The sequence below is a fragment of the Verrucosispora sp. ts21 genome, from assembly GCF_002879555.1.
Lineage (GTDB): Bacteria > Actinomycetota > Actinomycetes > Mycobacteriales > Micromonosporaceae > Micromonospora > Micromonospora gifhornensis.
In genome coordinates this window covers 1-25,360 of the sequence record NZ_PNOZ01000083.1, presented here as the reverse complement: position 1 = coordinate 25,360, position 25,360 = coordinate 1, and the positions used below count along the sequence as shown (strand labels likewise).

24 protein-coding genes and 2 pseudogenes are annotated in these 25,360 nt (G+C 69.4%); 12 read left to right on the top strand and 14 right to left on the bottom strand.

Annotation, left to right across the window (positions count from 1 at the left end; genetic code table 11):
* Positions 1–27 precede the first annotated feature (27 nt).
* From dapF to C1A38_RS26010, 3 genes are read right to left on the bottom strand one after another with little or no spacing between them, the layout of a single operon-like run.
* The gene (gene dapF, locus C1A38_RS26020) at positions 28–861 is read right to left on the bottom strand and encodes a diaminopimelate epimerase (RefSeq protein WP_102660352.1); all 834 of its coding nucleotides are present in this window, start codon (positions 859–861) and stop codon (positions 28–30) included.
* 7 nt (positions 862–868) lie between these two features.
* Positions 869–1,783: a tRNA (adenosine(37)-N6)-dimethylallyltransferase MiaA gene (gene miaA, locus C1A38_RS26015; protein ID WP_102660349.1), complete on the bottom strand. Its 915-nt coding sequence runs from the start codon at positions 1,781–1,783 to the stop codon at positions 869–871.
* A complete protein-coding gene (locus C1A38_RS26010) occupies positions 1,780–2,502 on the bottom strand; it encodes a class III extradiol ring-cleavage dioxygenase family protein (RefSeq protein ID WP_102660348.1) in 723 nt (240 codons plus the stop codon). Before C1A38_RS26010 ends, miaA begins: the two co-directional genes overlap by 4 nt.
* A gap of 333 nt (positions 2,503–2,835) precedes the next feature.
* Between C1A38_RS26010 and C1A38_RS26005 the strand changes: the two genes are divergently transcribed.
* Both C1A38_RS26005 and C1A38_RS26000 read left to right on the top strand, forming a co-directional pair.
* On the top strand, positions 2,836–4,044 hold the full coding sequence (locus C1A38_RS26005) for a DUF349 domain-containing protein (RefSeq protein WP_013732254.1): 1,209 nt from the start codon (positions 2,836–2,838) through the stop codon (positions 4,042–4,044).
* A 433-nt stretch (positions 4,045–4,477) separates the two neighbouring features.
* On the top strand, positions 4,478–5,914 hold the full coding sequence (locus tag C1A38_RS26000) for a pectate lyase family protein (RefSeq protein WP_102660351.1): 1,437 nt from the start codon (positions 4,478–4,480) through the stop codon (positions 5,912–5,914).
* Between the two features lie 87 nt (positions 5,915–6,001).
* On the opposite strand, the gene miaB is transcribed toward C1A38_RS26000, so the two are convergent.
* Positions 6,002–7,504 carry a tRNA (N6-isopentenyl adenosine(37)-C2)-methylthiotransferase MiaB gene (gene miaB / locus C1A38_RS25995; protein ID WP_102660347.1) on the bottom strand — a complete coding sequence of 501 codons (1,503 nt, stop codon included), beginning with the start codon at positions 7,502–7,504 and terminating at the stop codon, positions 6,002–6,004.
* Between the two features lie 52 nt (positions 7,505–7,556).
* Between miaB and C1A38_RS25990 the strand changes: the two genes are divergently transcribed.
* On the top strand, positions 7,557–7,766 hold the full coding sequence (locus C1A38_RS25990) for a DUF2277 family protein (RefSeq protein WP_102660346.1): 210 nt from the start codon (positions 7,557–7,559) through the stop codon (positions 7,764–7,766).
* 70 nt (positions 7,767–7,836) lie between these two features.
* Here C1A38_RS25990 and C1A38_RS25985 read toward each other — a convergent pair whose 3' ends face one another.
* Together C1A38_RS25985 and selD are read right to left on the bottom strand one after the other, a co-directional pair.
* A complete protein-coding gene (locus C1A38_RS25985; protein ID WP_102660345.1) occupies positions 7,837–8,316 on the bottom strand; it encodes a hypothetical protein in 480 nt (159 codons plus the stop codon).
* Between the two features lie 353 nt (positions 8,317–8,669).
* Entirely contained in the window at positions 8,670–9,659 is a 990-nt protein-coding gene (gene selD / locus C1A38_RS25980; protein WP_102660344.1) for a selenide, water dikinase SelD, read from the bottom strand.
* Positions 9,660–9,841: 182 nt separating this feature from the next.
* Here selD and C1A38_RS25975 point away from each other — a divergent pair, with 182 nt between their 5' ends.
* The 9 genes from C1A38_RS25975 (at position 9,842) to C1A38_RS25935 (ending at position 18,152) form a co-directional block, all read left to right on the top strand.
* Positions 9,842–10,597 carry an amino acid ABC transporter ATP-binding protein gene (locus tag C1A38_RS25975; RefSeq protein ID WP_013732248.1) on the top strand — a complete coding sequence of 252 codons (756 nt, stop codon included), beginning with the start codon at positions 9,842–9,844 and terminating at the stop codon, positions 10,595–10,597.
* A 60-nt stretch (positions 10,598–10,657) separates the two neighbouring features.
* Positions 10,658–11,521 carry a glutamate ABC transporter substrate-binding protein gene (locus C1A38_RS25970; protein WP_102660343.1) on the top strand — a complete coding sequence of 288 codons (864 nt, stop codon included), beginning with the start codon at positions 10,658–10,660 and terminating at the stop codon, positions 11,519–11,521.
* Between the two features lie 81 nt (positions 11,522–11,602).
* A complete protein-coding gene (locus tag C1A38_RS25965) occupies positions 11,603–12,277 on the top strand; it encodes an amino acid ABC transporter permease (protein ID WP_102660342.1) in 675 nt (224 codons plus the stop codon).
* Positions 12,277–13,149, top strand: a complete 873-nt coding sequence (locus C1A38_RS25960) for an amino acid ABC transporter permease (RefSeq protein ID WP_102660341.1) — start codon at positions 12,277–12,279, stop codon at positions 13,147–13,149. The genes C1A38_RS25965 and C1A38_RS25960 overlap by 1 nt, the downstream gene beginning before the upstream one ends.
* 527 nt (positions 13,150–13,676) lie before the next feature.
* Positions 13,677–14,075 carry a hypothetical protein gene (locus C1A38_RS25955; protein ID WP_102660340.1) on the top strand — a complete coding sequence of 133 codons (399 nt, stop codon included), beginning with the start codon at positions 13,677–13,679 and terminating at the stop codon, positions 14,073–14,075.
* 29 nt (positions 14,076–14,104) lie between these two features.
* Positions 14,105–15,079: a hypothetical protein gene (locus C1A38_RS30995; protein WP_146017633.1), complete on the top strand. Its 975-nt coding sequence runs from the start codon at positions 14,105–14,107 to the stop codon at positions 15,077–15,079.
* Positions 15,076–16,251, top strand: a complete 1,176-nt coding sequence (locus C1A38_RS32020) for an efflux RND transporter periplasmic adaptor subunit (protein WP_233197026.1) — start codon at positions 15,076–15,078, stop codon at positions 16,249–16,251. Before C1A38_RS30995 ends, C1A38_RS32020 begins: the two co-directional genes overlap by 4 nt.
* 3 nt (positions 16,252–16,254) lie before the next feature.
* Positions 16,255–16,917 carry an ABC transporter ATP-binding protein gene (locus tag C1A38_RS25940; RefSeq protein WP_102660338.1) on the top strand — a complete coding sequence of 221 codons (663 nt, stop codon included), beginning with the start codon at positions 16,255–16,257 and terminating at the stop codon, positions 16,915–16,917.
* The gene (locus C1A38_RS25935) at positions 16,914–18,152 is read left to right on the top strand and encodes an ABC transporter permease (protein WP_102660337.1); all 1,239 of its coding nucleotides are present in this window, start codon (positions 16,914–16,916) and stop codon (positions 18,150–18,152) included. The genes C1A38_RS25940 and C1A38_RS25935 overlap by 4 nt, the downstream gene beginning before the upstream one ends.
* Positions 18,153–18,281: 129 nt before the next feature.
* Here C1A38_RS25935 and rny read toward each other — a convergent pair whose 3' ends face one another.
* The 8 genes and pseudogenes from rny to C1A38_RS25905 form a co-directional block, all read right to left on the bottom strand.
* Positions 18,282–20,048, bottom strand: coding sequence for a ribonuclease Y (rny, locus tag C1A38_RS25930; RefSeq protein WP_102660336.1), 1,767 nt, complete (start codon positions 20,046–20,048; stop codon positions 18,282–18,284).
* Between the two features lie 620 nt (positions 20,049–20,668).
* Positions 20,669–21,409 carry a 3-keto-5-aminohexanoate cleavage protein gene (locus C1A38_RS25925; protein ID WP_102660335.1) on the bottom strand — a complete coding sequence of 247 codons (741 nt, stop codon included), beginning with the start codon at positions 21,407–21,409 and terminating at the stop codon, positions 20,669–20,671.
* Positions 21,410–21,442: 33 nt separating this feature from the next.
* Positions 21,443–22,135, bottom strand: coding sequence for a regulatory protein RecX (locus C1A38_RS25920; protein ID WP_102660334.1), 693 nt, complete (start codon positions 22,133–22,135; stop codon positions 21,443–21,445).
* Positions 22,136–22,143: 8 nt separating this feature from the next.
* The gene (locus tag C1A38_RS32255) at positions 22,144–22,644 is read right to left on the bottom strand and encodes a hypothetical protein (RefSeq protein ID WP_377676526.1); all 501 of its coding nucleotides are present in this window, start codon (positions 22,642–22,644) and stop codon (positions 22,144–22,146) included.
* Between the two features lie 171 nt (positions 22,645–22,815).
* A pseudogene (locus C1A38_RS32660) lies at positions 22,816–23,427 on the bottom strand (LAGLIDADG endonuclease); the annotation flags it as partial.
* Between the two features lie 3 nt (positions 23,428–23,430).
* A pseudogene (gene recA, locus C1A38_RS32245) lies at positions 23,431–24,282 on the bottom strand (recombinase RecA); the annotation flags it as partial.
* A 185-nt stretch (positions 24,283–24,467) separates the two neighbouring features.
* Complete coding sequence (locus C1A38_RS25910; RefSeq protein WP_102660332.1) at positions 24,468–24,668, bottom strand: DUF3046 domain-containing protein; 201 nt, start codon at positions 24,666–24,668, stop codon at positions 24,468–24,470.
* On the bottom strand, positions 24,659–25,360 hold a 702-nt coding region (locus tag C1A38_RS25905; protein ID WP_233197025.1), incomplete at its 5' end, for an MFS transporter. The genes C1A38_RS25910 and C1A38_RS25905, both read right to left, overlap by 10 nt.

The window sequence follows — 25,360 nt, the reverse complement described above, 5'->3', positions numbered from 1 at the left end:
AGGGGTGGGAGGGGAGGGGTGGGGTGGTTAGGGGAGGGTGAGGGTGCCGGTGGCGGTGAGGAGGGCGGGGCCGGAGAGCCAGCAGGAGTTCTCGGTCAGGGTGACGGTGAGGCGGCCGCCGGGGACGTCGACGGCTATGGTGCCGGTCTCCCGGGCGATGTCGCGCAGGGCCACGGCGGCCACGGCGCAGGCGCCGGTGCCGCAGGACAGCGTCTCGGCGGAACCCCGTTCGTAGACCCGCATCAGCACGTGTCCGTCGACGCCGTCGAGTGGCTCGCCGTCGGCGGTGAACTCGACGTTGACCCCGGACGGGAAGATCGTCGGGTCGAATCCGGGTGCCCGGGTCAGGTCGAGACCGGTCAACTCGAGCCCGGCCGGCAGCGGACAGACCAGGTGCGGGTTGCCGACGTCCACGGCGGTGCCGGGCAGGGTCAGTGCGCCCAGGGCGGCGGTGGAGGTCGCGTACAGCCGGGGTCGGCGCATCTCGACGGCGATGTCCGCACCGTCGAGGCGGGCCCGCACCAGGCCGGCCCGGGTGGCCACCGGCAGGACGCCGTCGACCGGCGTGGCCAGCCCGCTGTCCAGCAGGAACCGGACGAAGACCCGTGCGCCGTTGCCGCACATCTCGGCGAATGAGCCGTCGGAGTTCCAGTAGTCCATGAACCATTCGGCGTCACCGGCCAGCGCGGCCCCGTCGGGGTGCTTGGCGGCCCGGACGACGCGCAGCACGCCGTCGCCACCGAGGCCCCGCCGTCGGTCGCAGATCGCGGCCACCAGCTCGGGTGTCAGGTCCAGCGCGCCGTCCGGGTCGGGCAGGATCACAAAGTCGTTGCCGGTGCCGTGGCCCTTGGTGAACTTCACGCCCTCATCATCGCGCAGCGTCACGGAGGATCCGCAGGGCATCCTCGACCAGCGTCGGCTCGGCCGAGTCCAGCCAGTGGATCCTCGGGTCGCGCCGGAACCAGGAACGCTGGCGGCGGACGAACCGGCGGGTCGCCCGTACGGTGTCGTCGCGGGCCTCGGTCTCGGTCAACTCCCCGGACAGCATGCGCAGCACCTGCTGGTAGCCGAGCGCCCGGCTGGCCGTACGCCCCTCGGGCAGGCCCCGCTCGACCAGCCGCCGGGTCTCGGCGACCAGCCCGTCGGCCCACATCCGGTCCACCCGGACAGCGATCCGCTCGTCGAGCCGGGCGGTGTCCAGATCGACGCCGATCTGTACAGCAGGGTAGTAAGGTGTCGGCTCGGGCAGCGCGGCGGTGAACGGCGCTCCGGTCAGCTCGATCACCTCCAGCGCGCGGACGATCCGCCGACCGTTGCCGGGCAGGATGCCGGCCGCCGCCACCGGGTCGGCCTCGCGCAGCCGCGCGTACAGCGGTGCCGGGCCGACGGTGGCCAGTTCGTTCTCCAGCCGCGCCCGCAGCGCCGGGTCGGTGCCGGGGAACTCGAACTGCTCCAGCACCGCCCGCACGTACAGGCCGGACCCGCCGACCAGCAACGGCACCCGCCCTCGGGCGAGGATGTCGTCGACCGCCGCCCGGGCCAGCGCCTGATACTCGGCGACGCTCGCCGGCTCGGTGACCTCCCAGATGTCGAGCAGGTGGTGCGGCACGCCGTCCCGCTCGGCGACTGTGAGCTTGGCGGTGCCGATGTCCATGCCCCGGTAGAGCTGCATCGAGTCCGCGTTGACCACCTCGCCGTCGAGGGCGTGCGCCAGGGCGATGCTCAGCGCCGACTTTCCCGCCGCGGTGGGTCCCACCACGGCGAGCACGGTGCCCGGGTTCACGGCCGTTCCCAGGTGGCCACGAAGTAGGCCACTCCGTAGGGCGCCGCGTTGAAGCTCAGCTCGCCCCGCCAGTCGCCACCGGCGGCACGGGCCGCACCGGCCAGCACCTGCCAGGCGGCCCGGCCGGCGACCCGCAGCTGCGCCGAAAGCTCCGGGTCCAGGTCGAGCAGGGCGTCGAGGTCCGCGCCGGCCAGGGCCTCGGCGACCCCGCTGTCGTACGCCTCGGCGCGTGGATCCGCGTAGCCCGGCGCTGCCGCCCCCCGGCAGGCCGACCCGTCACCAAGCACCAGCAGCGCCCAGTTCCGATCACCGCCCCAGCCGGCGCCGAGCTGCGCGCACGAGACCGGATCGGTCTGCGGCGCCACGGCGTACATGGCCGACACCGCGGATGCCGGGTCCGGGTGGGTCCGGCCCAGCAGCCACGCGCCGATGGTCAGGCTCAGCGGCAGGTCGGGCCGGCTGTCGGGGCCGGGCCGACCCACTGTCGGTTCGAAGGGCAGGCCGTACGCGGCGAGGGAACCGTGGAACGGCGGGTCGTAGCGGCGGGTGTCCGGACCGTCACCCACGATGAGCAGTTCGTCGGCACCCGAGTCGACCAGTCGGGTGACCGCCGTGTCGCAGGCCCGACGAAGGTCGGCCAACTCTGCGGCGGCGGCCCCCGCGACCTCGGGAATCAGCAGCGGCGGGTGCGGGCAGACGGCGGCGGCGACCAGTGGCACCCGGCAACCGTATCGGTCGGACGGCCGCAGGCGTGCACCCGAGGTCGCCGCCGACCCCGCTGAGCTGCGACGGCGGCATCTCGACGCGGTGCCGGCGGCACGTCGATACGAGGTCAGCGGAGTACCGGCGGCGTGGCACCACCGGTAGGCGACGGCTCGCCGGTCCGGATGATGCCGGGGAGCGCCTAGGACACCGTATGGTCACGGTCGGCGATAGGCGCTCGACGCGCACCGGGGCGTACCTGTGACAATGCCCGGAGAAACTTGGCTGCGCCGTGGCGGTGCCCGGGAGAGAGTTCTCCCAGGGGGCACCGGGAGAACGAGGATGGGCACATGAGCGACTGGACTGCCTTCGGACGGGTGGACGCGGACGGCACCGTTTACGTCAAGACCGCCGAAGGCGAGCGGGTGGTCGGATCCTGGCAGGCGGGAGCACCGGAGGAGGGGCTGGCACACTTCGCCCGCCGCTTCGCCGACCTGGTGACCGAGGTGAACCTGACTGAGGCACGGCTCAACTCCGGTGCCGCGGACGCCAACCATTCACTGGCCACCGTACGACGGATTCGCGCTTCGCTGGCCGACGCGCACGTGGTCGGCGACATCGACGCGCTGGCCGCGCGGCTGGACCGGCTCGCCACGGTGGCCGAGGAGAAGGCCGGCGAGGCCAAGGCCGCCAAGGAGGCGGCCCGCAGCGAGGCGTTGGCCCGCAAGACCGCACTTGTGGAGGAGGCGGAGAAGCTCGCCGCCGAGTCGACCGGCTGGAAGACCGCGGGCGACCGGCTCAAGGAGATCCTCGACGAGTGGAAGACCATCCGGGGGGTCGACAAGAAGACCGACGGTGAGCTGTGGAAGCGGTTCGCCGCCGCCCGTGACGGCTTCACCCGTCGTCGGGGTGCGCACTTCGCTTCCCTGGACGCGCAGCGCAAGCAGGCGCAGACGATCAAGGAAGAGCTGGTCGCCGAGGCCGAGAAGGTCTCCGACTCCACCGAATGGGCTTCGGCTGCCAACCAGCTGAAGGACCTGATGAACCAGTGGAAGGCCGCGCCGCGCGCCTCCAAGGAGGCCGAGCAGCGGCTCTGGGAGAAGTTCCGGGCCGCGCAGGACGCCTTCTTCACCCGGCGCAGCGAGGTCTTCTCGGCGCGGGACAACGAGCAGCGCGCCAACCTGGAACGCAAGCAGGCGCTGCTCGCCGAGGCGGAGGCGCTCGACATCGACGGTGACCCCAAGGGCGCTCAGGCCAAGCTGCGCGACATTCAGGCGCAGTGGCACGAGGCCGGTCGGGTACCGCGTGAGGCGGCTGCCGGGCTGGAGCGCCGGCTGCGCGCCGTCGACGAGAAGGTCCGCGAGGTGATGGACTCGGCGTGGCGTCGGACCAGCCGTGAGGACAACCCGCTGCTGGCCCAGATGCGGGCCCAGGTCGCCGAGGCCGAGGAGCGGTTGGCCCGGGCTCAGGCCGCCGGCGACAACCGGCGGATCAAGGAGGCCGAGCAGGCGCTCGCCTCCAAGCGTCAGTTCCTTCAGCTGGCGGAGCAGGCCGGCTGAGCTGAACCTGTCGAAAGCCCCCGGTTCCGGCTGGAACCGGGGGCTTTCCGTCTCTATTGCCGCTGGTCACGGCGATGTTAACGTTCGACATTTACATCGACGTCGATCTGTGATTATCTGAGGAAAGCGGTTGCCCCTACGGGGTGGGCACGGGAGCCGGTTTTCGACCAGTTCATCCGACGGCAGGGCGCAGATTCTGCGTCCGTCACCGGCATCGCTGCCGCTGGGCACGGCAGCCTCCGATGTCGGGGCGTACTCCTGCCGACCGCACGCCGACGACGCATCCAGGCGTACGCCGCAGCGCTCCACCACCATCCATGGTCGCCGCGGCCACTCGCGTCACGGACCTTGCCGGTGCCGGCAGCCCGTCCGTGACGCCCTGACGCGCGTCGTCCGACCCGTTCCGCGTACCCAGAGGATGAGGAGATTGACCGTGCTTGCAAGCGTCACACGTCGCCTGACCCGGCGACTGGCGGTGCTGGCCGCAACGGCTGTCGCACTGCCCGCGGCGGTCGTCGCGGTGGCGGTGAGCCCTGCTTCGGCGGCCACCGTGGACACCAGCGCTCAGTACGTGTTCGTCAACCGCAACAGCGGCAAGGCGATGGACCTGTGGAACTGGTCCACTGCCGACGGCGGTGAGATCCGGCAGTTCACCCGTACCGACGGCAACAACCAGCAGTTCCAGTTCGTCAACGTGGGCAACGGCTACTACCAGCTGCGCAACCGGCACTCCGGCAAGGTCGTCGCCGTCCCGAACTCCAACGACGGCGTGCAGGTCACCCAGGTCACCGCGAGCAGCGACACCAAGCAGCACTGGCGGCTCGCGGACTCCGCCAACGGCGACGTACGGTTCGTCAACCGGCACAGCAGCAAGGCCCTGGAAGTGTGGCAGTGGTCCACCGCTGACGGGGGCGTCGTCTCGCAGTACGCGGATCTCGACGGCGCGAACCAGCGCTGGCAGCTGATCCGGCTGGGTGGCGGCGGCACCACTCCCCCGCCCAACCCGGCACCGCAGACCGGGCTGGTCGGCTGGGCCACCCAGAACGGCGGCACCACCGGCGGCGGCAGCGCCGGCACCACCACGGTCACCAGCGCCTCGGCGCTTACCAGCGCGTTGAACTCCAGCAGCGCGGCGGTGATCCGGGTCTCCGGCACCATCAACTGCTCGGGGATGCTGCGGGTACGGTCCAACAAGACCATCCTCGGCAACGCCGGCGCCACGATCGTCGGCTGCGGTTTCACCATCAACGGCGACCGCAACGTGATCATCCGGAACCTGACCTTCCGGAACTGGGGCGACGACGCGATCAACATCGAGCAGTCGGCCACCAACATCTGGGTCGACCACAACACCTTCAGCAGCGGCTACGACGGTGCGGTCGACATCAAGCGCGGGTCGGACTTCATCACCGTGTCCTGGAACCGGATCTTCAGCCACGACAAGGCGATGCTGCTCGGGCACAGCGACAGCAACGGCAGCCAGGACACCGGCAAGCTGCGGGTCACCTACCACCACAACTGGTTCGACGGCAGCAACCAGCGCAACCCGCGGGTCCGCTTCGGCAACCCGGTGCACGTCTACAACAACTTCTACAGCAACGTGCGCGGCTACGGCGTGGCGTCCACGATGAATGCCGGCGTGCTGGTCGAGGGCAACTACTTCGAGAACACCCCGGACCCGTTCCACCGGGGTGAGGGCGATTCCGGGCCGGGTTCCCTGGTGGCCCGCAACAACCACTTCGTCAACTCGGGCAGCGGGCAGTCCGGCGGCAGCGTGGCCGGCATCCCGTACGGCTACACCCTGGACGGTGCGAGCAGCGTGAAGTCGATCGTGACGGGCGGCGCGGGCGCCGGACGGATCTCGGTCTGACCGTACGACGGTCGGGGTCCGGTTCGCCGGGCCCCGACCGGCTCGATCAGACCCGGTCGGCCCGGCTCAGCGGGTTGAACGACCGGCTCAGTGCGAGACGGCGCAGCCCGTCGTCGGCTCGGGCGCCGCGGCCGGCGCGCCGATGGTGGGCAGGCCGAGCAACACCCCGGGGGTACGCGCAGTACGCCCCGCCTCGGCCGCGTCGCCGGCGCGGGTACGTCGGTGCGACAGCGGCTCCCCGTCGGCGTTGAGATGATGCGGTGCGGCGTAGGTGACCACGGTGTGCACGATGTCGCCCGGACGGATCGCCCCGGCGTACGACCCGGCGTCGAAGTGCACGAGACGCCCGTCGCGGGCCCGCCCGGACAGCCGCCCGGTGCGCTCGTCCTTGCGGCCCTCGCCGACGGCGACCAGGACCTCGACCGCCTCGCCGACCAGCTTCTTGTTCTCCGCCCAGGTGATCTCCTCGACGCAGGCGATCAACCGCTCGTAACGCTCCTGCACGACCTGTTTGGGCAGCTGACCGTCCATGGTCGCGGCCGGCGTGCCGGGGCGCTTCGAGTACTGGAAGGTGAAGGCGGAGGAGAACCGGGCCGCCCGGACCACGTCCAGGGTGCGCTCGAAGTCCGCCTCGGTCTCGCCGGGGAACCCGACGATGATGTCGGTGGTGATGGCGGCGTCGGGCATCGCCGCGCGGACCTTGTCGATGATGCCCAGGTAGCGCTCGGCCCGGTACGACCGGCGCATCGCGCGCAGCACGTCGTCGGAGCCGGACTGCAACGGCATGTGCAGCGAGTGGCAGACGTTCGGCGTCTCGGCCATCGCCGCGATCACGTCATCGGTGAAGTCCTTCGGGTGCGGGCTGGTGAACCGCACCCGCTCCAGCCCGTCGATGTCCCCGCAGGCGCGCAGCAGCTTGCCGAAGGCGTACCGGTCGCCGAACTCCACGCCGTAGGAGTTGACGTTCTGCCCGAGCAGGGTCACCTCCAGCACGCCTTCGTCGACCAGGGCGCGTACCTCGCTGAGGATATCGCCGGGGCGGCGGTCCTTCTCCTTGCCGCGCAGAGCGGGCACGATGCAGAACGTGCAGGTGTTGTTGCAGCCCACCGAGATCGACACCCAGCCGGCGTACGTCGACTCGCGGCGGGTGGGCAGGGTGCTCGGGAAGACGTCGAGGGATTCGAGGATCTCCACCTCGGCGGCGGTGTTGTGCCGGGCCCGCTCCAGCAGCACCGGCAGTGAACCGATGTTGTGCGTGCCGAAGACGACGTCCACCCAGGGCGCCTTGCGGACGATGTCGCCCCGGTCCTTCTGGGCCAGGCAGCCACCGACCGCGATCTGCATCCCCGGATGCCGGTCCTTGACGGGACGCAGATGACCGAGGTTGCCGTACAGGCGGTTGTCGGCGTTCTCCCGGACCGCGCAGGTGTTGAACACCACCACGTCCGGGGAGTCGTCGCTCTCGCCCGCACGGACGTAGCCGGCCTGCTCCAGCAGCCCGGAGATGCGCTCGGAGTCGTGGACGTTCATCTGGCAGCCGTAGGTGCGCACCTGATAGGTGCGCGGGCCGCCCGCCGCTGCGGTAGTCATGACGTGCACAGCGTATCCGGCGCCCTGTGATCGGACGGAACGAGGAGGAGCCGTGTGCCGAAGCATCAAGACCCTGCGTGAGCCGTACACCCCGGAGGTCACCGACGCGGACGTGGAGGCCGCGGCGTTGCAGTACGTGCGGAAGATCTCCGGTTTCCGCGCGCCGGCGGCGCACAACGCCGCCGCGTTCGACGCCGCGGTGACCGCCGTCGCCGCCGCCACCCGCACCCTCCTCGACGACCTCGTCGTCCGCGGCCGGTAAGGAAGGGCACCTTGTTAACGCCTGCGGTAGAGCAAGGGGCCCCTGTTAACGCTCAGGCCCCGTGATGTGCTCAGGCGGCGGCGAGGGCGGGGTTCACCGAGTCGGGGGCCCAGCGGGACCGGTGGCAGCGTGACCAGCCTCGGCAGCGCGGGTCGGCCTCGGTGCACAGCCGCCGGTTGCTGAGCACCTCGCCGTCGTCGGTCTCCTGCACGTCGAAGTGCACCGGGCGGATGCTGCCGTCCGGCGCGACAAGCAGGTGCCGGGTCTCGTCGAGCGTGTCGTCGCGCACCAGGCAGTTGCGGTCCAGCAGCCGGGCCAGGGCCGCGATGCTGGGCAGCTCGGGCAGGCCGTCGGGCACGCCGTAGCAGTCCACGATCGTGGCGAACTCCCCTGGCGCCTGCCAGACATCGCAGACCACCGCGTACGTGGGCAGCCGCACCGGGTCGGCGACGGCCAGGGGCATCACCACCCGACCGAGCGCATCGGCCAGTGCCGGGTAGACCTCCACCGGTCGTACCTGGTCGATTCTCCAGTTCCACAGCTCGGTCATGCCGCCTCCTCGCTGTGCTCGTCCGACGGGCCTCGGGATCGGGCCCTACCCACGATGGTGCGGGGCATTTGCCCCCAGGCGGGGGCAAGTTACCGGTCTGTGACCATTCTGGGCAAATTTCCCCGCAGCACATCGCTGTGGGTAGCGGGAAGGTGACAGTTTATCGGGTATCGTGCCCGCTCCCCCGCACGGCTCGCCGCGCGCCAGCGCCGACGCCGGCACCTCGCGCGCAGTTCGACCAGACCGCTGCCAGCGCCGACGTCGGCACCTCGGGCGCAGGGTGACCAGACCGCTGCCGACGCCGACGACACTCGGGGGCAGGGCGACCGGGTGGGTGGCGACCGGACCTCGGGCTAGCGCAGGACGACCAGGTGGTCGCCGCGGGGCAGGAGCTCACCGATCACGGGTGCGCCGGGAATCTCGCCGGCCACCAGCAGACCGCCCGAGGTCTGCGCGTCGGCCAGCAACAACCGGTCGATCTCCCCGGCCGCGGCCAGGTCGGTCCACGGCGTGACCCACTCCAGGTTGCGGCGCGAGCCACCGCTGACGTACCCGTCCCGGGCGGCCTCCCGGGCACCGGCCAGGTAGGGCACCCGGTCGATGTCGATGGCCACCGTCAGCTCGCTGGCGCGGGCCAGCTTCGAGGCATGGCCGAGCAGACCGAATCCGGTCACATCGGTTCCGCACCGCACTCCGGCCGCGACCGCCGCCCGGGCCGCCTCCCGGTTCAGCGTGGTCATGGCCGCGACCGCCTCGGGGAAGCTCTCACCGGTGTTCTTGTGCCGGGTGTTGAGGACGCCGACACCGAGCGGCTTGGTCAGCGACAGGGGCAGTCCGGCCCGCCCGGCGTCGAGGGTGATCAGCTCGTCGGGGCGGACCAGCCCGGTGACGGCCAGGCCGTACTTCGGACCGTCGTCGTCGACGCTGTGCCCACCGGCCAGGTGGCAGCCGGCGGCGCGGGCGACGTCCAGCCCACCCCGCAGCACCTCCCGCGCCAGTTCCAGCGGGAGCACCTCCCGTGGCCAGCAGAGCAGGTTGAGTGCGACGAGCGGCTCGCCACCCATCGCGTACACGTCCGACAGCGCGTTGGTCGCGGCGATCCGGCCCCAGTCGTAGGCGTCGTCGACCACCGGGGTGAAGAAGTCCGCGGTGCTCACGATGCCTGTCCGCTCGTCGAGCCGGACCACGGCGGCGTCGTCGCCGTGCTCCAGCCCGACCAGCAGATCCGCGGAGCCGGCGGCGGGGCCGAGACCGGCCACCATCGCCTCCAACTCGCCCGGCGGGATCTTGCACGCGCATCCGCCACCCCGGGCGTACCTGGTCAATCGCACCTGCTCGGCCACCCTCACATGATCTACATCACCGGCCCGTGACGCCACCCGGAGCGGGCAATTTCGGACGCCGGGACGCGATCCGCCACGGTGTTACCGCTCCGTGACCATCTGAGTTGTGTTCAGCCACGTCACCCCGCCTACAGTGGCCGTCATCCAGGGGTCGACCGACCCCGAAAGTAACGAGGGGGACGGTGGACGACGTGGCGACGGGCGAACCGCTCATCGTGCTCGACTCGGTCAACAAGTGGTTCGGGCCGCTGCACGTGCTGGACGACGTCTCACTGTCGGTGGGTCGTGGCGAAGTGGTCGTGGTGATCGGCCCGTCCGGCTCCGGCAAGTCGACCCTGTGCCGCACGATCAACCGACTTGAGCCGATCAACTCGGGCACCATCACCTTCGACGGGCAGAAGCTGCCTGCGGAGGGCAAGGCACTGGCCAAGCTGCGCAGCGAGGTCGGCATGGTGTTCCAGTCCTTCAACCTTTTCGCGCACAAGACGATCCTGGAGAACGTCACTCTGGGCCCGGTCAAGGTGCGCAAGGAGAAGCCGGCCGCGGCCCGTGAGCGAGGTCTCGCCCTGCTCGACCGGGTGGGCATCGCCAACCAGGCCGACAAGTTCCCGGCCCAGCTCTCCGGCGGTCAGCAGCAGCGTGCCGCGATCGCCCGGGCGCTGGCCATGCAGCCCAAGGCGATGCTCTTCGACGAGCCCACCAGCGCCTTGGACCCGGAGATGGTCGGCGAGGTGCTGGACGTCATGACCTCGCTCGCCCGTGACGGCATGACCATGGTCGTGGTCACCCACGAGATGGGCTTCGCGCGGCACGCCGCCAACCGGGTCATCTTCATGGCCGACGGCAAGCTCGTCGAGGACGCGGCCCCGGCGGAGTTCTTCGCCAACCCGCGCAGCGAGCGCGCCAAGGACTTCCTCTCCAAAATCCTCACGCACTAAAGGCCCCCCGTAGCGGAGTGTGCCGTGGCCCGGCAGGCTCCCGTTCCAGAAGGAGAACAAATGCGAATGAAGCGTATGGCGGCAATCGCCGCTGCTGCCGGTCTTGCGGTCACCATGGCCGCCTGCGGCGGCGACAGCGACGAGGCCGGCAGCGGCTCCGGCGCCACCGGCATCGTCGGCAAGGCCGAGAGCCAGAAGAAGCTGGTCATCGGCGTCAAGGCCGACCAGCCGGGCCTGGGCCTGCAGACCGGTAGCCAGTACGAGGGCTTCGACATCGAGATCGGCAAGATCATCGCGAAGGGCCTCGGCGTCGACGCGGGCAACATCGAGTGGAAGACCACCGTGTCGGCCAACCGTGAGCCCTTCATCGAGCAGGGCACCGTCGACCTGGTGGTGGCCACCTACACCATCAACGACGAGCGCAAGCAGAAGATCAACTTCGCTGGCCCGTACTACATCGCCGGCCAGGACCTGCTGGTCAAGTCCGACTCCACCCTGACCGGCCCGGACCAGCTGGCCGGCAAGACGGTCTGCTCGGTCAGCGGCTCGACCCCGGCCAAGCGGATCCAGGAGAACTACCCGGACGCTCGGCTGCAGCAGTTCGACTCGTACTCCAAGTGCCTGCCGCTGCTCGACGGTGGCCAGGTTGACGCCGTGACCACCGACGACATCATCCTCGCCGGCTACGCCGCGCAGGACCAGTACGCCGGCAAGTTCAAGGTCGTCGGCAGCACCTTCTCGGACGAGCCGTACGGCATCGGCCTGAAGAAGGACGACACCACCGGCTGCGAGAAGGTCAACGAGATCCTCAAGGCCGCCGCCGCCGACGGCAGCTACAAGGCTGCCTGGGACGCCACCCTGGGCAAGAGCGGCACCCCCGCGCCCGAGCTGGACACCACCAAGCTGACCCACTGCGGCGCATGACCGGTACCGGAGCCGGCATCCTGAGTGGGTGCCGGCTCCGGCCTGTCACCGGCCGCCGACACGTGCCCCGGGAGCCGAAGCATGCACGTATTCTCTGATCCGAAGAACTTCGACGCGTTCCTGTCGAGCTTCCTCTGGATCCTCAAGCTGACCGGCGCGTCCGCCGTCGGCGCGCTGGTGCTCGGCGTGCTGTTGGCCGCGATGCGGGTCTCCCCCGTACCCGTGCTGCGCGGCTTCGGTGCAGCCTGGGTCAACATCTTCCGCAACACCCCGCTGACCCTGGTCATCTTCTTCTGCTATTTCGGTCTGTTCGTCACCCTCGGGCTGAGCCTGTCGCAGGATCTCTTCCTGAACATCTACTGGCTCGGGGTCATCGGCCTGTCGACCTACACCGCGGCGTTCGTCTGCGAGGCGGTCCGTTCCGGCATCAACACGGTGCCGACCGGGCAGGCCGAGGCGGCCCGCGCGATCGGGCTGACCTTCGCACAGACCCTGCGGATCGTGGTGTTGCCGCAGGCCGCGCGTTCGGTGATCGCGCCGTTCGGCAGCATCCTGATCGCGCTCTGCAAGAACGCCACAATCGTCGGCACGATCGGGCTGATGGAGTCCTCCAGTGTCATGAAGGACCTGATCAACTTCAACGGTGACGCGGTCATCCCGATCTTCCTGGTCTTCGCCGGCACGTTCGCCGCGATCCTCATTCCCACCGGCTACTTCTTCGGCTGGCTGGCCAACCGTCTGGCGGTGAAGCGCTGATGAGCACCAGCAGCGTCCTCTACGACCACCCGGGACCCCGCGCCAAGGTTCGCAACACCGTCCTGAGCGTGATCTTCGGTGTCGCCCTGGTCGGGCTGGTCTACTGGATCTACAGCAAGTTCGACCAGGCGAACCAATGGGAAGGGTGGCTCTGGAAGCCCTTCGCCGAGCCGAAGACGTGGACGCAGTTCATCCTGCCGGGCTTGTGGGCCACCCTGAAGGCGGCCGGGGTCGGCATGCTGCTCTCGCTCGCCTTCGGCATCATCTTCGCCGTCGGGCGGCTTTCCGAGCACAAGTGGATCAGCATCCCCGCCGGCGCGGTCGTGGAGTTCTTCCGGGCCGTACCGCTGCTGCTGATGATCTTCTTCGTCTTCTACGGCCTGCCGTACGTCATCAAGCAGCCGGTGACCGCGTTCTGGTCAGTGGTGATCGGTCTGACCCTCTACAACGGGTCGGTGCTGGCCGAGGCGTTCCGGGCCGGCATCCGGTCCCTGCCCGGCGGGCAGTCCGAGGCGGCGTACGCGATCGGCATGCGCAAGACCCAGGTCATGCAGCTGATCCTGATCCCGCAAGCGGCCCGGGCCATGCTGCCGATCATCGTCAGCCAGCTGGTGGTGCTGCTCAAGGACACCGCGCTCGGCTACATCGTGGCCTACCCCGAGTTGCTCCAGCGCGGCGTCAACGACCTCGCCGCCAACTACGGCAACATCATCCCGGCAGCCATGGTGATCGCGGTCATCTACATCATCATCAACTCCATCCTCACCTGGTTCGCCGGTTGGCTGGAGCGGCGCACCGGCACCCGTCGGGTGCGGGTGCCACGGCAGCGCGCCGGCACTGCCAGCTCCACAGTCGTCGAGCCGCAGGGCTGAGCCGAAGTCGACATACCCGAAGCGGGGCCGGCCCAGATGGGCCGGCCCCGCTTGTTCGTCTGTGGCCGCGTCCCTGATGGCGGGGGTGCCCCGGCGGCCCACAGGGGGTTGCTTCTCCCCGAGACCTGACGTTCGCATGGCTCGATGTCGCAGTCGACTTCACCGCCCCTCCGCCGATAAGCACCAAAAACGACCAGATCGAAGTAGAGCAGCCTGCCGCCGACCTTGCCAAGCGACGGGAAATCGGCCATCATTCATATGTCCCAACGGGGTTCAGGTTCCCCCGAACTGGGACCACACGGGGATTCTTACAGTTTCAGCCAGCAGCGACTGCTGCTGCTTTCAGCCTGCTTGAGGCTCCGTGCTGGCAATTTTGCGCCACCGGATTGTGCATGCCTCGGTCACCTCGACGCTCGGGGCGTTCCGCATATTTCCGGAGCGCAACCAACGGGGGCTCAACGGTTCAGGTGCGACGCATACGCTCCTGCCACAATTCCGCGCGGCCCCTCGACGTTCGAGGAGAGTGCATGCGAGTACGCCAGATCATCGCCGCCGCCATGACAGGTGCCGCCGCAGTGGCAATTGCCGCCGCACCGGCGCAAGCCGACAGAGGCGATTCGAAGGCCGCCTGCAACAAGGGCGAGATCTGTTTCCAGTGGATCTACGACAATTTCTCCACCAGCTCGTACCAACGGCACTTCTGGTACAACGACTCGAACCACGGAAACGACTACTGGTCGAACATCCCGGATCTGTACCCCGCTTTCGTGATCAAGGACGACGCAGAGGGCCTCTGGAACAGGGACACCACCTGCGCCGTCACCGTGTACGACCTGGCGAACTACGCCACCCCGTACACCACCTTCCCGCGCGACTTCCGGGCCGCCATCAGTCCTCGTAACAACTCGCACAAGCGCTGCGCCTGATCGTCCATCGGCGGGCACGCCGAAACGGCGTGCCCGCCGACGCACAGGAAGTGGTCATTTTTCGAGGGGATCAAGTGAAAGTTCGCAGGCGCACGAGTGCCGGGTGGCTGGTCGCTCTCATCACCATATCGTCGTTCGCCACGGCATGCTCAAGTTCCGCGGAAGATCCGCCCGCAGATATGTCGGCGGCAAGCTCGGACCATCCTTTCTCACTCTTCCTGGGCGAAGAGATCGGGCAGATCGACTACGCGCAGCTGAAGGTTCGAAACAAATGCCTGGCCAAGGCCGGTTATCCACAGAACCTGAACGTCATGCTGGGACAACCTCGGAATCCGTTCCGGCATCTGATCATCACAGCCCGCACCTTCGGTCCCACTTCAGTCGAAGAGGCAAAACGAGTTGGTTTTGGCCGAGACTCGCTGTCGGCACCACCTTCGGTCGTCAGCTTCGATCCGAATTATGACAGAGCCTACGACAGCTGCACTGATGACGCCTGGAAAGCCCTTTCGGATGACGCCAAGAATGTGTATTACGGCTACTTCGACCTGGGAAACAAGCTGAGCCAACCCCTCTCGCGGACCATCAATGAGCGGATGGGCGTCTCGGCATGGCAGAAGCTGCTGTCCTGCCTTGACGACAAGGGCCACCGGCCGAGGAGCGAACAGGAGTTCCTCCAGACGCCGAACCCGGGACTCTTCGGTGTTCCCGTCGGTGTAGATGCCGCTGAAGGCCTGGATCGGTGGCAGCCCAAGCAGGTACCTGGAACTGTCGAGGTGGGGCCTGCGGTGCCTGCGACCCAGTATCAGGCCGGTCCGGTGGAAAGCGCCCTCGCGGTCGCCTGGTTCGAATGCCGGCAGCAGACCGGCATCGACAAACTGCAACTTCAGACAGCGGTTGAGGTCCAACGGGAACTCGTCGACAAGTACGAGTCCTCTTTCCTGGAGCTGAACCCGCAGGTTACGCGCATCGCGAAGCAGGCCGCCGAACTGATCGGCGCCCCGTGATCCCCGTCGACGCCCTCGTCATTCGACGACGGCGCGCCGTCCGCCTTGTCGTGCTCTTTCTGGCTGCTGTCCTGCTGGTCACCGCCGGCGCGGTTCTGGTCGGTCCGGCCCTGCGGTCGCCGAACCAACTGGCTGCCGACGCCGCGCCGCCTTCGCCTTCGCTGGTGACGGCGGTGGTGGAACGGCGCAAGCTGGTCGAGCCGGTCGTGCTTCGGGGGCGTGTCCAGCCGGGGGCGAGTGTGCGGGTGCTCGCTCCGCCCGCCGCGATGGGCCCGAGCAGCGTGGTGACGAAGGTGCCCGTGCGCAAGGGCGACCGGATACGGGAGGGGCAGGTACTGCTTGAGCGCTCCGGGGAGCCGCTGTTCGCCCTGGCACTCCGGTTCCCGCTCTACCGCGACCTCACCGCCGGCGCCCAGGGACCGGACGTCGTGGAGGTCCAGCGGGCGCTGCGCCGTACTGGCTATTCCGCGCCGACGTCCGGGGTGCTCGATGGCGCGACTCTGCGGCAGCTGGCGAAGTTCTACCGTGACCGCGGCTACCGGCTGGGCTCAGCGCAGGAAGATCGGCCTTCCGGGCAGTCACGTGCCGTGCAGATGCCGCAGTCCGCCGTAGTCGTGATCGACCGGACGGGCCGTCGTGTCAGCAAGGTTCATGTGCGGGTCGGACAGACCTTGGCAGACCCCAAAACGCCGATAGTCGAACTTGACGGCCAAGCGCCTGTCATCGTCGCCACCGCGGCTGTGGATCAAGCAGCACTCATTCGGCCCGGCCAACAGGTCGACGTCATCGACGAGCTTGGTGAGACGCGTACGAAGGCGAGCGTCAGTGAGGTCAGCGACCAGGCGATGTCGAGCCCCGACGGCCAGACCGGCATAGAGATACGGCTGCAGTTCACCGAGGTGCCGATGACCGGATCTGCGAACCGGTCGGTACGGCTGGATGTCCGGACTTCCGCCGCTGAGGAGGTGCTGGCCGTACCGGTGTCGGCCATCTACTCCCGCCCCGACGGCTCGATGTTCGTCACACTCGTGGACGGGGGCGACGCGACAACCGACGTCACGGTGGTGACGGGACACATCGCGGGCGGCTGGGTCGAACTCCGGGAACCGATCCCGCCGCCAGTCGCCGCCGGTGCCGCAGTGCTGGTCGGCGAGCAGACGGCGGGTGGCTGATCCATGCTGGTTCTCCGCAACGTCTCGCGCACCTACCAGGACGGCCAGCCCGTTCATGCGCTGCGCGCCACAAACCTGCGTGTCGAGCAGGGCGACTACATCTCGATCACCGGCCCCTCCGGGTCCGGCAAGTCGACACTGCTCAACCTTGTCGGCCTGCTCGACGTACCCACGGCCGGCTCCTACCTGATCGGCGGGATGGAGACGGCGGACTGCGGGCCCGCCACCCTCGGCGCCATCCGTGGCCAGCTCTTCGGATTCGTCTTCCAAGCATTCCACCTGCTCCCCGGACGCACGGCTGTGGAAAACGTCGAGCTTGGGATGCTGTACGGACCGCACACGCGGCGGCAACGGCGGTCGATGGCGACCGAGGCGTTGGAGCGTATGGGCCTGTCCCATCGCATGCACGCCGACCCCCGCCAGCTTTCCGGTGGCGAGAAGCAACGGGTAGCGATCGCCCGCGCGGTCGCGGCACGCCCCCGAGTCCTCTTCTGCGACGAACCGACCGGCAACCTCGACACCACGAACACCGCTGCGGTTCTCGCCGTGTTGCGGCAACTCAATCAGGACGGGCTGACCCTGATCGTGGTGACCCACGACTCGCAGGTCGCATCGGAGGCCCGCCGCCGGCTTCGTGTCACCGACGGTGTCGTGGACGAGACGTGAGGACGAGACGGCGCAAGGAACGCGACGAGATCGGGCGCCTAGGGATCGAACGGTCCCGGCTGGACATCCGCGATCTGTTCCGGGAGGCATCTGTCTCCGTACTCAGCAACCCCGGCCGATCACTCGTAACGGTCGTTGGCACGATCCTCGGCGCGGCTGCGTTCGTGGCCAGCCTCGGTCTCGGCTCCACGCTCAACCAGCAGGTTTCCACCGCCTTTGATCTGCGGCGAGCCACCGAGGTCCTGGTCGAACCGGAAGACCAGGCGACGACGGACGGGTGGCTTCAGGATGCGGCCATTGGTCGACTCACCCGGCTCAACGGCGTCGTGTCCGCCGGACGGCGGGTCAGTCTCGGGGAGCGTCCCATGCGTCGGATGATCGACCTTCGGCAATCATCGACGGGCGTACCCGTGATCGGCGCGGACCCGTCGGCGTTGCAGGTAATGGCACCCCGGCTGACCGTGGGAAGAAGCTTCGGCGAGTTCCACGAACGCCATGCCACACCGGTGGTCATGCTCTCCACCACGGTGGCACGCCAACTCGGAATCCATCGGACCGGCGTCGCGGTTTTCGTGGCCGATCAGGCCCATACCGTGGTCGGGATCTTTCACGACGTCGAACGCAGACCGGAGGCCATGGCTGCGGCCATCGTGCCGTACTCGGCGGCGGAACGCCTCGATCAATCCGGCGCCAGCCAGCCGGCAAAGAGGGACGTGCTGGTGGAGACGTCGCCCGGCGCGGCGCAACTCATCGGCAGGCAGGCACCGCTGGCTCTCCGCCCAGAAGCGCCGGCCGAGTTGAGAGCCGTTGCGCCGCCGGATCCGCGCACACTGCGCCAGGAGATCGAGGGCAGCACCACCAGGACGACGCTGTTGATCAGCGGCGTTGCCCTGCTGATGGGCACCATTTCGATCGGTAACGCTGCGACAAGTGGCGTAGCACAGCGCACGGGAGAGATAGGTCTGCGACGGGCAGTCGGAGCGCGGCGACGCCACATCTTCGGTCAGTTGGTCCTGGAAACCACTGTGTTGGGCGGGCTGGGTGGAGCAGTCGGTGCCCTGCTCGGCGTGCTGACCATCTCAATCGTGTCCGTCGTCAACGGCTGGACACCAGCCGTCGAGATCCGGTCCGCCTTGTTCGCCTGCACGGCCAGCACCATCGCCGGTCTACTGGCGGGCCTCGTCCCGGCGGCTCGGGCCGCCCGCATCCCTCCGGTGCAGGCACTACAGCGATGACACAACGCGCCCGTCGTCGAAGCGCGGCCAAGGCGTTGCAGGAGCGTCAGCGGCCGTTCTGAAGAGGCTGAGTGGAGGACCCAACCGGGACGGCACGGTTCATCCCCGCCGTCCCGGTTGGATCCTCCGTCAGCGGGCGATCTCGGTGACCCGGGACTCGCGGACCACGGTCACCCGGATCTGACCGGGATAGGTCAGCTCCTCCTCGATCTGCTTGGCCACGTCCCGGGCCAGCACCGCCGCGCCGATGTCGTCGACGTCGTCGGGCTTGACCATCACCCGGATCTCGCGGCCCGCCTGCATGGCGAAGACCTTCTCCACGCCGAGCTTGCCGGCCGCGATCTCCTCGATCCGCTCCAGCCGCTTGACGTACGCCTCCAGGCTCTCCCGCCGCGCCCCCGGCCGGCCGCCCGAACAGGCGTCCGACGCCTGGGTCAGCACCGCCTCGACGGTCTGCGGCGGCACCTCGTTGTGGTGCGCCTCGATGGCGTGCACCACGTCCTCACTCTCGCCGTACTTGCGGGCCACGTCGGCACCGATGATGGCGTGGCTGCCCTCCACCTCGTGGGTGAGCGCCTTGCCGATGTCGTGCAGGAACGCCGACCGCTTGATCAACGGCACGTCGAGGCGCAACTCGGCGGCCATGATGCCGGCGATGTGCGCGGTCTCCACCAGATGCTTGAGCACGTTCTGCCCGTACGACGTGCGGTAGCGCAACCGGCCCAGGAGGGTGACCAGCTCCGGGTGGATCTCGGTGATGCCGACCTCGACCAGGGCGTCCTCGGCGGCCCGCTGGCACAGCTGGTCCACCTCCTGCCGGGCCAGGTCGTGCACCTCCTCGATCCGGTGCGGGTGGATCCGCCCGTCCAGCACCAGCTTCTCCAACGTCAACCGACCCACCTCGCGGCGCACCGGGTCGAAGCAGGAGAGCAGCACCGCCTCCGGGGTGTCGTCGATGATCAGGTTGACCCCGGTCACCGACTCGAAGGCGCGGATGTTGCGGCCTTCCCGGCCGATGATCCGCCCCTTCATCTCGTCACCCGGCAGATGCAGCACGCTGACCACGCTCTCCGCGGTCTGCTCACTTGCCACCCGCTGGATCGCGTCGACCACGATGTGTCGGGCCCGCTGCTCCGCGGTGGACCGGGCATCCGACTCGATCTCCCGTACCAGCAGCGCGGCCTCCCGCTTGGCCTGGCCCTCGATCGCCTCCACCAGCTCGGCCCGCGCGCTGTCGGCGGTCAACCCCGCGACCCGCTCCAACTCCCGACGCCGCTGGCTCTCCGCCTCGGCCAGCTCCTTCTCCCGGGCACCCAGGGCCGCCTCCCGGGCGGCGAGCGCGGCACTGGCGGCGGTCAGCTGCCGTTCCCGCTCGGCCAGCCGCTCCACCTCCTCGGTGTGCATCCGCTCCCGCTCGTCCATCCGGGCCGCCCGCCGCTCCACCTCGGCCGCCTGCTCCCGGGTTGTCGCGGCGAGCACCGCCACCTCCCGCTCGCCGCTGCGCCGGGCTGCGGTCCGCAACTGCTCGGCATCGGCCTCGGCCTGCTTGTGCGCCCGTTCGAGCACGGTGTCCGCCTCGGCGCGGGCGTCGTCGAGGACCCGACGGGCCTCCGCCCGGGCCGCCTTCGCCTCCGCCTTGGCCGCCGCCGCCTCGGTGCGGGCCGCAGCCGCGGCGGACTTCGCGACGTCGATCGTGCTGTTCGCCTCGTCGGCAGCCGTCCGCAACGCGGCCAGCGACTGCTCCTGGCGATCCTTCTCCGCGATGTACGCCGGATCCTCCGGTGCCGGCCGCGTCTGCAACCCGCGCAGCACCCGTGCCCCGAAGACCGCCGCGGCGAGCACCACCAGGGTCAACACCAACACGACGATCAGAAGTACGACGTCCAGCGCCCTCATGCCGGCACTCCGCTCCGCCGAACCGCCCGACGGCTCGACTCGGCACACCCTCGAAACGCCGGTTCCGGGTGCCCTGAGCTCTGCTCACCCTCGTCGGCAGCGCCGGAGTCGGCGCCGGCCGGTTCGCAACGCTCGCTCATGCTGGCCACCCGGTGAACCTCTGTCGCCTCGCCATGGCGCGCCTCCCCTGAACGTCGCGCCGTAGGAATCCGCCGGTGGGCGTGTTCCTACGGCTCTGGACGCCCGACCGGAGCGCAGGCCGTGGATAGCTCTCCCCGCCGACGGTGTCCCTCGAACCGTCGGCAGGCCAGGTGCAGTTGTCGCCTCGGCCCCGGACCGGCCTGTCCGGAGCTGGCGTCAGTGGCCGTTCCTGCTGGCCAAAGTGATGCTGTTCTGTTACGCGATCTATGTTGTGCGCTTAGCCTGCGCTTGGTCGGGCAATGTGAGCCTTTATGGCGAGGCTAGGTCTCTGACGGCGTCCGGTCAAGAAGTCATGATCAAACCACCCGGACGGAGAGAAGTTGCACAGTGACTCTGCGCTGATGACGAGTCGGGCGGCTGCGGACAATCGCGACGTTCGACTGCCCGTTGGGGCCGCGCTGCCGCCGCCTACCGCACGGTCAACCGGCACCCAACGCCACGGCAGCGGCCACCAGAGCGGCATTGTCCCGCGCGAGCGACCCGTCGGGCAGCCGGAGCGTGTCCTCCAGCCCGATGCGGGTGTCCAGGCCTCGCCGGACCGCCTCCGCCAACACCACCCAGACGCCGGCACCCTCGGCGTGCAACAACACCGGTGACCCGGTGTCGAGACCGGCATCGAGGTGCCCACCGTGCCCCGACGGCGCGAGCGCGTCGAGCATAGCCGCCGCTTCGGCCAGGGCAGACTCGGACGACGGCGCCATGCATTCCACAAGCACCCGACCGACCGGCACCCGCCATCCGCGGTACGCCTCGACCGCCGGCACCGTCCAGAGCCCGGCCTCCACCATCACGCCCCGCTCGTGCAGCGCCCGCGCGACCGCCTCCGCCCCCGGCTCGTGCGCGTTGACCGAGGCGAAGTCGGGCAGCACCGTCCAGGCACCGACCGCCGCCGCCCGGGCGAGCGGATCCGGTTCGATCCACGCCCCGGTGCTCACCCCCACCGGCAGTCCCGGCACCGCGGCACGGATCGCCACGACCGCGTCGGCGATGTCCGCCGGACGCAACGACTCAACCCCGTCGGCGGTACGCGGGTGGACGTGCACCGCACCGACACCGAGCCCGGCACACCGGGCCGCGTCGGCCGCCAACTCGGTCGGGCTCAACGGCACGTCAGGGTGGGAGTCACGACCACGGTCACCGTTGAGGCAGGCCAGCAACACCTCGCACCTCCTCTCGACCAAGCCGGTCGGCGATCACCCCTCGGTATCAGCGAGGGCGTCGGCGTCGATCTGCTCGGCGAACTCGGCCGCCTCGGCGCTCTGCGCCGCGAGTGCGTCCTTCACGGCCCGAATCGCCACCCCCGGCGGGTAACCCTTGCGGGCCAGCATGCCGACCAGCCGCCGGAACACCGCGTCCGGCTCACCACGGGCGGTACGCAGCTTGCGGTCGACAAGCGCACGGGCCGTCTCCGCCTCGGTGCTCTCGTCCAACTCCTCCAGCGCCGCGCTGGCTGTGTCACCGTCCACTCCACGTTGCCGTAGCTCGTTGGCCAACGCCCGACGCGCCAGCCCACGACCGGCGTGCCGGCTGCTCACCCAGGCTCGGGCGAACGCGGCGTCGTCGATGATGCCGACCTCGTCGTAACGGTCGAGCACCGCGTCGGCGGTCTCCTCGGAGATGCCCCGCCGGGCCATCGCCGTGGCCAACTCGGCACGGGTCCGAGGGCGGACCGCAAGCTGCCGCAGGCAGATCTCCCGGGCTACCTCGGCCTCGTCCCGGGGGGTGTCAGTCGCCTGGTCGGCGTCGGCCCGCCCGACGGCACCGGGGCCCGGTGTGGACTCGTCACCGGACGTGCGGCGGCCCCGGCGCGGACGCGGTGTGGGATCGCCCGTGCGGGGCGGACTGGCGTCCCAGCCCCGCCCCGTGCGGGCACGTCGTCCAGCCACTGATCAGATCAGAAGTCGACCGGCGGCAGCTCCGGGCCACCGGCGGCATCGCCCGCGCCCACCCCGACGCCGAGCTTCTCCAGGATCTTCTTCTCGATCTCGGCGGCCACGTCCGGGTTCTCCCGGAGGAACTCGCGGGCCTTCTCCTTGCCCTGGCCGAGCTGGTCGCCCTCGTAGGTGTACCAGGCACCGGACTTCCGGATGATCGCCTGCTCGACACCGACGTCGATCAGCGAACCCTCACGGGAGATGCCCTTGCCGTACATGATGTCGAACTCGGCCTGCTTGAACGGAGAGGCGACCTTGTTCTTCACGACCTTGACCCGGGTACGGTTACCGACCACGTCGGTGCCGTCCTTCAGGCTCTCGATGCGCCGCACGTCGAGCCGGACCGAGGCGTAGAACTTCAACGCCCGACCACCCGTGGTCGTCTCGGGGCTGTTGTGCACCATGACCCCGTCGACGAAGTAGTTGTGGTTGCCCTCCACCTCGATGTCGAACCGGTTCATCGAACGGGTCTTCGGCTTGACCCGTACATCGATGATCCGAGCCGGCACCGGCATGATTTCTTCCGGGACGAACTGCGGCTCGACGACGCACTGCCCCCGGAAGCGCGGCAGCAGCTTGGACTCCATCGCGGCAGGCACGTACGGAGCGATCAGTTCCTGGAACTTCGCTGACGCCTCGGTGGTGAAGATGATCGACGCCGTCTGGCGTGCGCCCCGGGACACCAGCTTCACGTCCATGCCGTACGCGTCACGCAGATGCTCCACCAGGCGTTCCCGACTGCCCTCCGCCATCGCCTCGACGCAGATCTCGATCCGGCCGGAGCCACCAGCCGTACGCGCCTGCACCCCCTTGGACCGGAGCGTGAAGCAGCCATCGTCCATGTACCACACCGCGAGAGCCAACGGAGTGAGCGCCTTGAGGTAATCCCAGCTCAGGTGCTTCTTGCCGTCGCCCAGGTAGACCGCACGACGCAACTCGCCCAGCTCGGACAGCGGCGTGAAGTCGACGAAAGCAGCGCCCCGGCTGTCGGTGCGCCGGGAGTGGCTGATGTTGCCCAGCAGCGAGACCTTCCAGTCGAGGTAGTCGACCTGCTGCTCGCCGTGGCCGAGGCGGAATCGAACGCCGTTGCGGTCCTGGCGGTTCGGCGACAGGGCACCGTCACCCATCAGCGAGCCGAGCACGACCTGCCACTGCTGCTCGCTGAGCCGCCGAGTCTCGGCGAGCATCACCCGGTCACCGGCGATCAGCTCACCCGCCTCCCGCCAGCCGCCCGGCGTACGCACCAGGTGGTTGGCGGTGGCAGCGAACTGGGCGCGACCGTTTCCGCCCGACTTGGCGACGGTGAACTGGAGGAACTGTTCCGCCGGGCCGTTGTTGAACCAGTTGGTGATCCGTTTCGGCTCCACCCGGTCGGTGTCCGGGTTGTAGGAGAGGACCTCGACGTCCAGCCGCTGGTTGACGATCTTGCCGATCTTCTCCTGCGTGCCGTCGGCGAGAGTGACCCTGGTCGAGTACGACATGCACCCGAACATGACCCCGATCTTCTCGCGGAGCTGGTTGATGAAGATCGCGGTGGTGCCGGTGTTGTTGAGCACACCGGTGATCTTCCGCAGCGCCTGGCTCATCAGCCGGGCCTGCAGACCCACGTGGCTGTCGCCCATCTCACCCTCGATCTCGGCGCGCGGCACCAGCGCGGCGACCGAGTCGATGACGATGATGTCCAGCGCGCCGGAGCGGACCAGCATGTCCGCGATCTCCAGCGCCTGCTCACCGGTGTCCGGCTGGGAGACCAGCAGGGCGTCGGTGTCGACGCCGAGGGCCTTGGCGTACTCCGGGTCGAGCGCGTGCTCGGCGTCGATGAAGGCGGCGATGCCGCCGTTGCGCTGGGCGTTGGCCACCGCGTGCAGAGCGACCGTGGTCTTACCGCTGCTCTCCGGGCCGTAGATCTCGATGACCCGCCCGCGGGGCAGACCGCCCACGCCGAGCGCGACGTCGAGCGCGATGGAGCCGGTGGGGATGATCGCGGTCTGCACGACCGGCCGCTCCCCCAGCCTCATCACCGAGCCCTTGCCGAACTGCTTGTCGATCTGAGCGAGAGCAAGGTCGAGCGCCTTCTCCCGGTCAGGCCCTGCCGCCATCGTTGCCACCCCTGCCTTCGCCGGCGTCTTTCCTGAGCTTCGCGTCACGCGACACACGCTAGGCGCTGGGTCCGACAGAAAACCAGCCGACCTGCCGTGGCCTGTGGACGAGCACCTGCCTGTGGACAATAGCCGAACAGGTGTACGAGTCGGCAAGAGACACGCGGAAGTAACGAATCGACTGCTCAGCGTAGCCGGGTCGGCACCCGGTCGGGGTAGGCGGCGACCACCGCACGCCACACCACGTGCGTCTGCTCACCGTCGGCGAAGGCCTGCTCGATGGTGCGCCCACCGAGCTGCGACAGCACCTGATCGCTGGCGATACTGGCCGCGTAGCCCGGCCCGAACGCCTCCTCCAGTCGCGTCCAGAAATCGGTCAGCCGCACTTTGCCCGACCCTCCTCGTCCGGTGCGCCCGGCCGCACCGGACGCAACGCTAGCGCCAGCAGCGGCGCCACCGCGACCGCGGCGAGCAGGCTCAGCACCGGATAGCCCGCCCACTGCATGACAAACCCGCTGACCGCCCCGGCCAGCGCGCCGGCCAGCCCCATCAGCAGGTCGGACAGGCCCTGCGCGTGGGGACGGATCGCGTCCGGCACCGACTCCGACAGCAGGGTGGAACCGGCCACCATGGTCGCCGACCAGCCCAGCCCGAGCAGCACCAGCCCGACGGCGAGCCGGACAGTGCTGTGCCCGGCGGTGCCGGCGACCGCGCAGGCAGCCAGCAGCATGCCGACCCCGCCCAGGATGACCCCGCGCCGGCCGAGCCGGTCGGCCAGCCAGCCGACCACCGGCGCCAACGCGTACATGCCGGCGATGTGCAGGCTGAGCACCAGTCCGACCACCGGAAGCACATCCTCGACGGGATAGTGGTCCCGCAGGTGCACCGGGGCCATCGCCATCACCGCCACCATCACCAGGTGGCCGACCGCCACGGCGGCGACACCGAGCCGGGCGGCGGGCTGGGCGCGTACCACCAGCCAGCCGGCACGCAGGCCCGCGCCGCGCCCGGCCGACGGCGCGGCGGGCAGCTTGACCGGCGTCGCCGCACCGGCCTCGGCGGCCACCGCCCCGGCCTG

What these genes read in the sequence shown, in the direction of transcription:
- C1A38_RS26005 (WP_013732254.1), top strand. Translation starts at nt 2,836, where the DNA reads ATGAGCGACTGGACTGCCTTCGGACGGGTGGACGCGGACGGCACCGTT.
- miaB (WP_102660347.1), bottom strand. Translation starts at nt 7,504, where the DNA reads ATGACTACCGCAGCGGCGGGCGGCCCGCGCACCTATCAGGTGCGCACC.
- C1A38_RS25985 (WP_102660345.1), bottom strand. Translation starts at nt 8,316, where the DNA reads ATGACCGAGCTGTGGAACTGGAGAATCGACCAGGTACGACCGGTGGAG.
- C1A38_RS25970 (WP_102660343.1), top strand. Translation starts at nt 10,658, where the DNA reads ATGCGAATGAAGCGTATGGCGGCAATCGCCGCTGCTGCCGGTCTTGCG.
- C1A38_RS25965 (WP_102660342.1), top strand. Translation starts at nt 11,603, where the DNA reads ATGCACGTATTCTCTGATCCGAAGAACTTCGACGCGTTCCTGTCGAGC.
- C1A38_RS25960 (WP_102660341.1), top strand. Translation starts at nt 12,277, where the DNA reads ATGAGCACCAGCAGCGTCCTCTACGACCACCCGGGACCCCGCGCCAAG.
- C1A38_RS25955 (WP_102660340.1), top strand. Translation starts at nt 13,677, where the DNA reads ATGCGAGTACGCCAGATCATCGCCGCCGCCATGACAGGTGCCGCCGCA.
- C1A38_RS25940 (WP_102660338.1), top strand. Translation starts at nt 16,255, where the DNA reads ATGCTGGTTCTCCGCAACGTCTCGCGCACCTACCAGGACGGCCAGCCC.
- rny (WP_102660336.1), bottom strand. Translation starts at nt 20,048, where the DNA reads ATGAGGGCGCTGGACGTCGTACTTCTGATCGTCGTGTTGGTGTTGACC.
- C1A38_RS32255 (WP_377676526.1), bottom strand. Translation starts at nt 22,644, where the DNA reads ATGAACCGGTTCGACATCGAGGTGGAGGGCAACCACAACTACTTCGTC.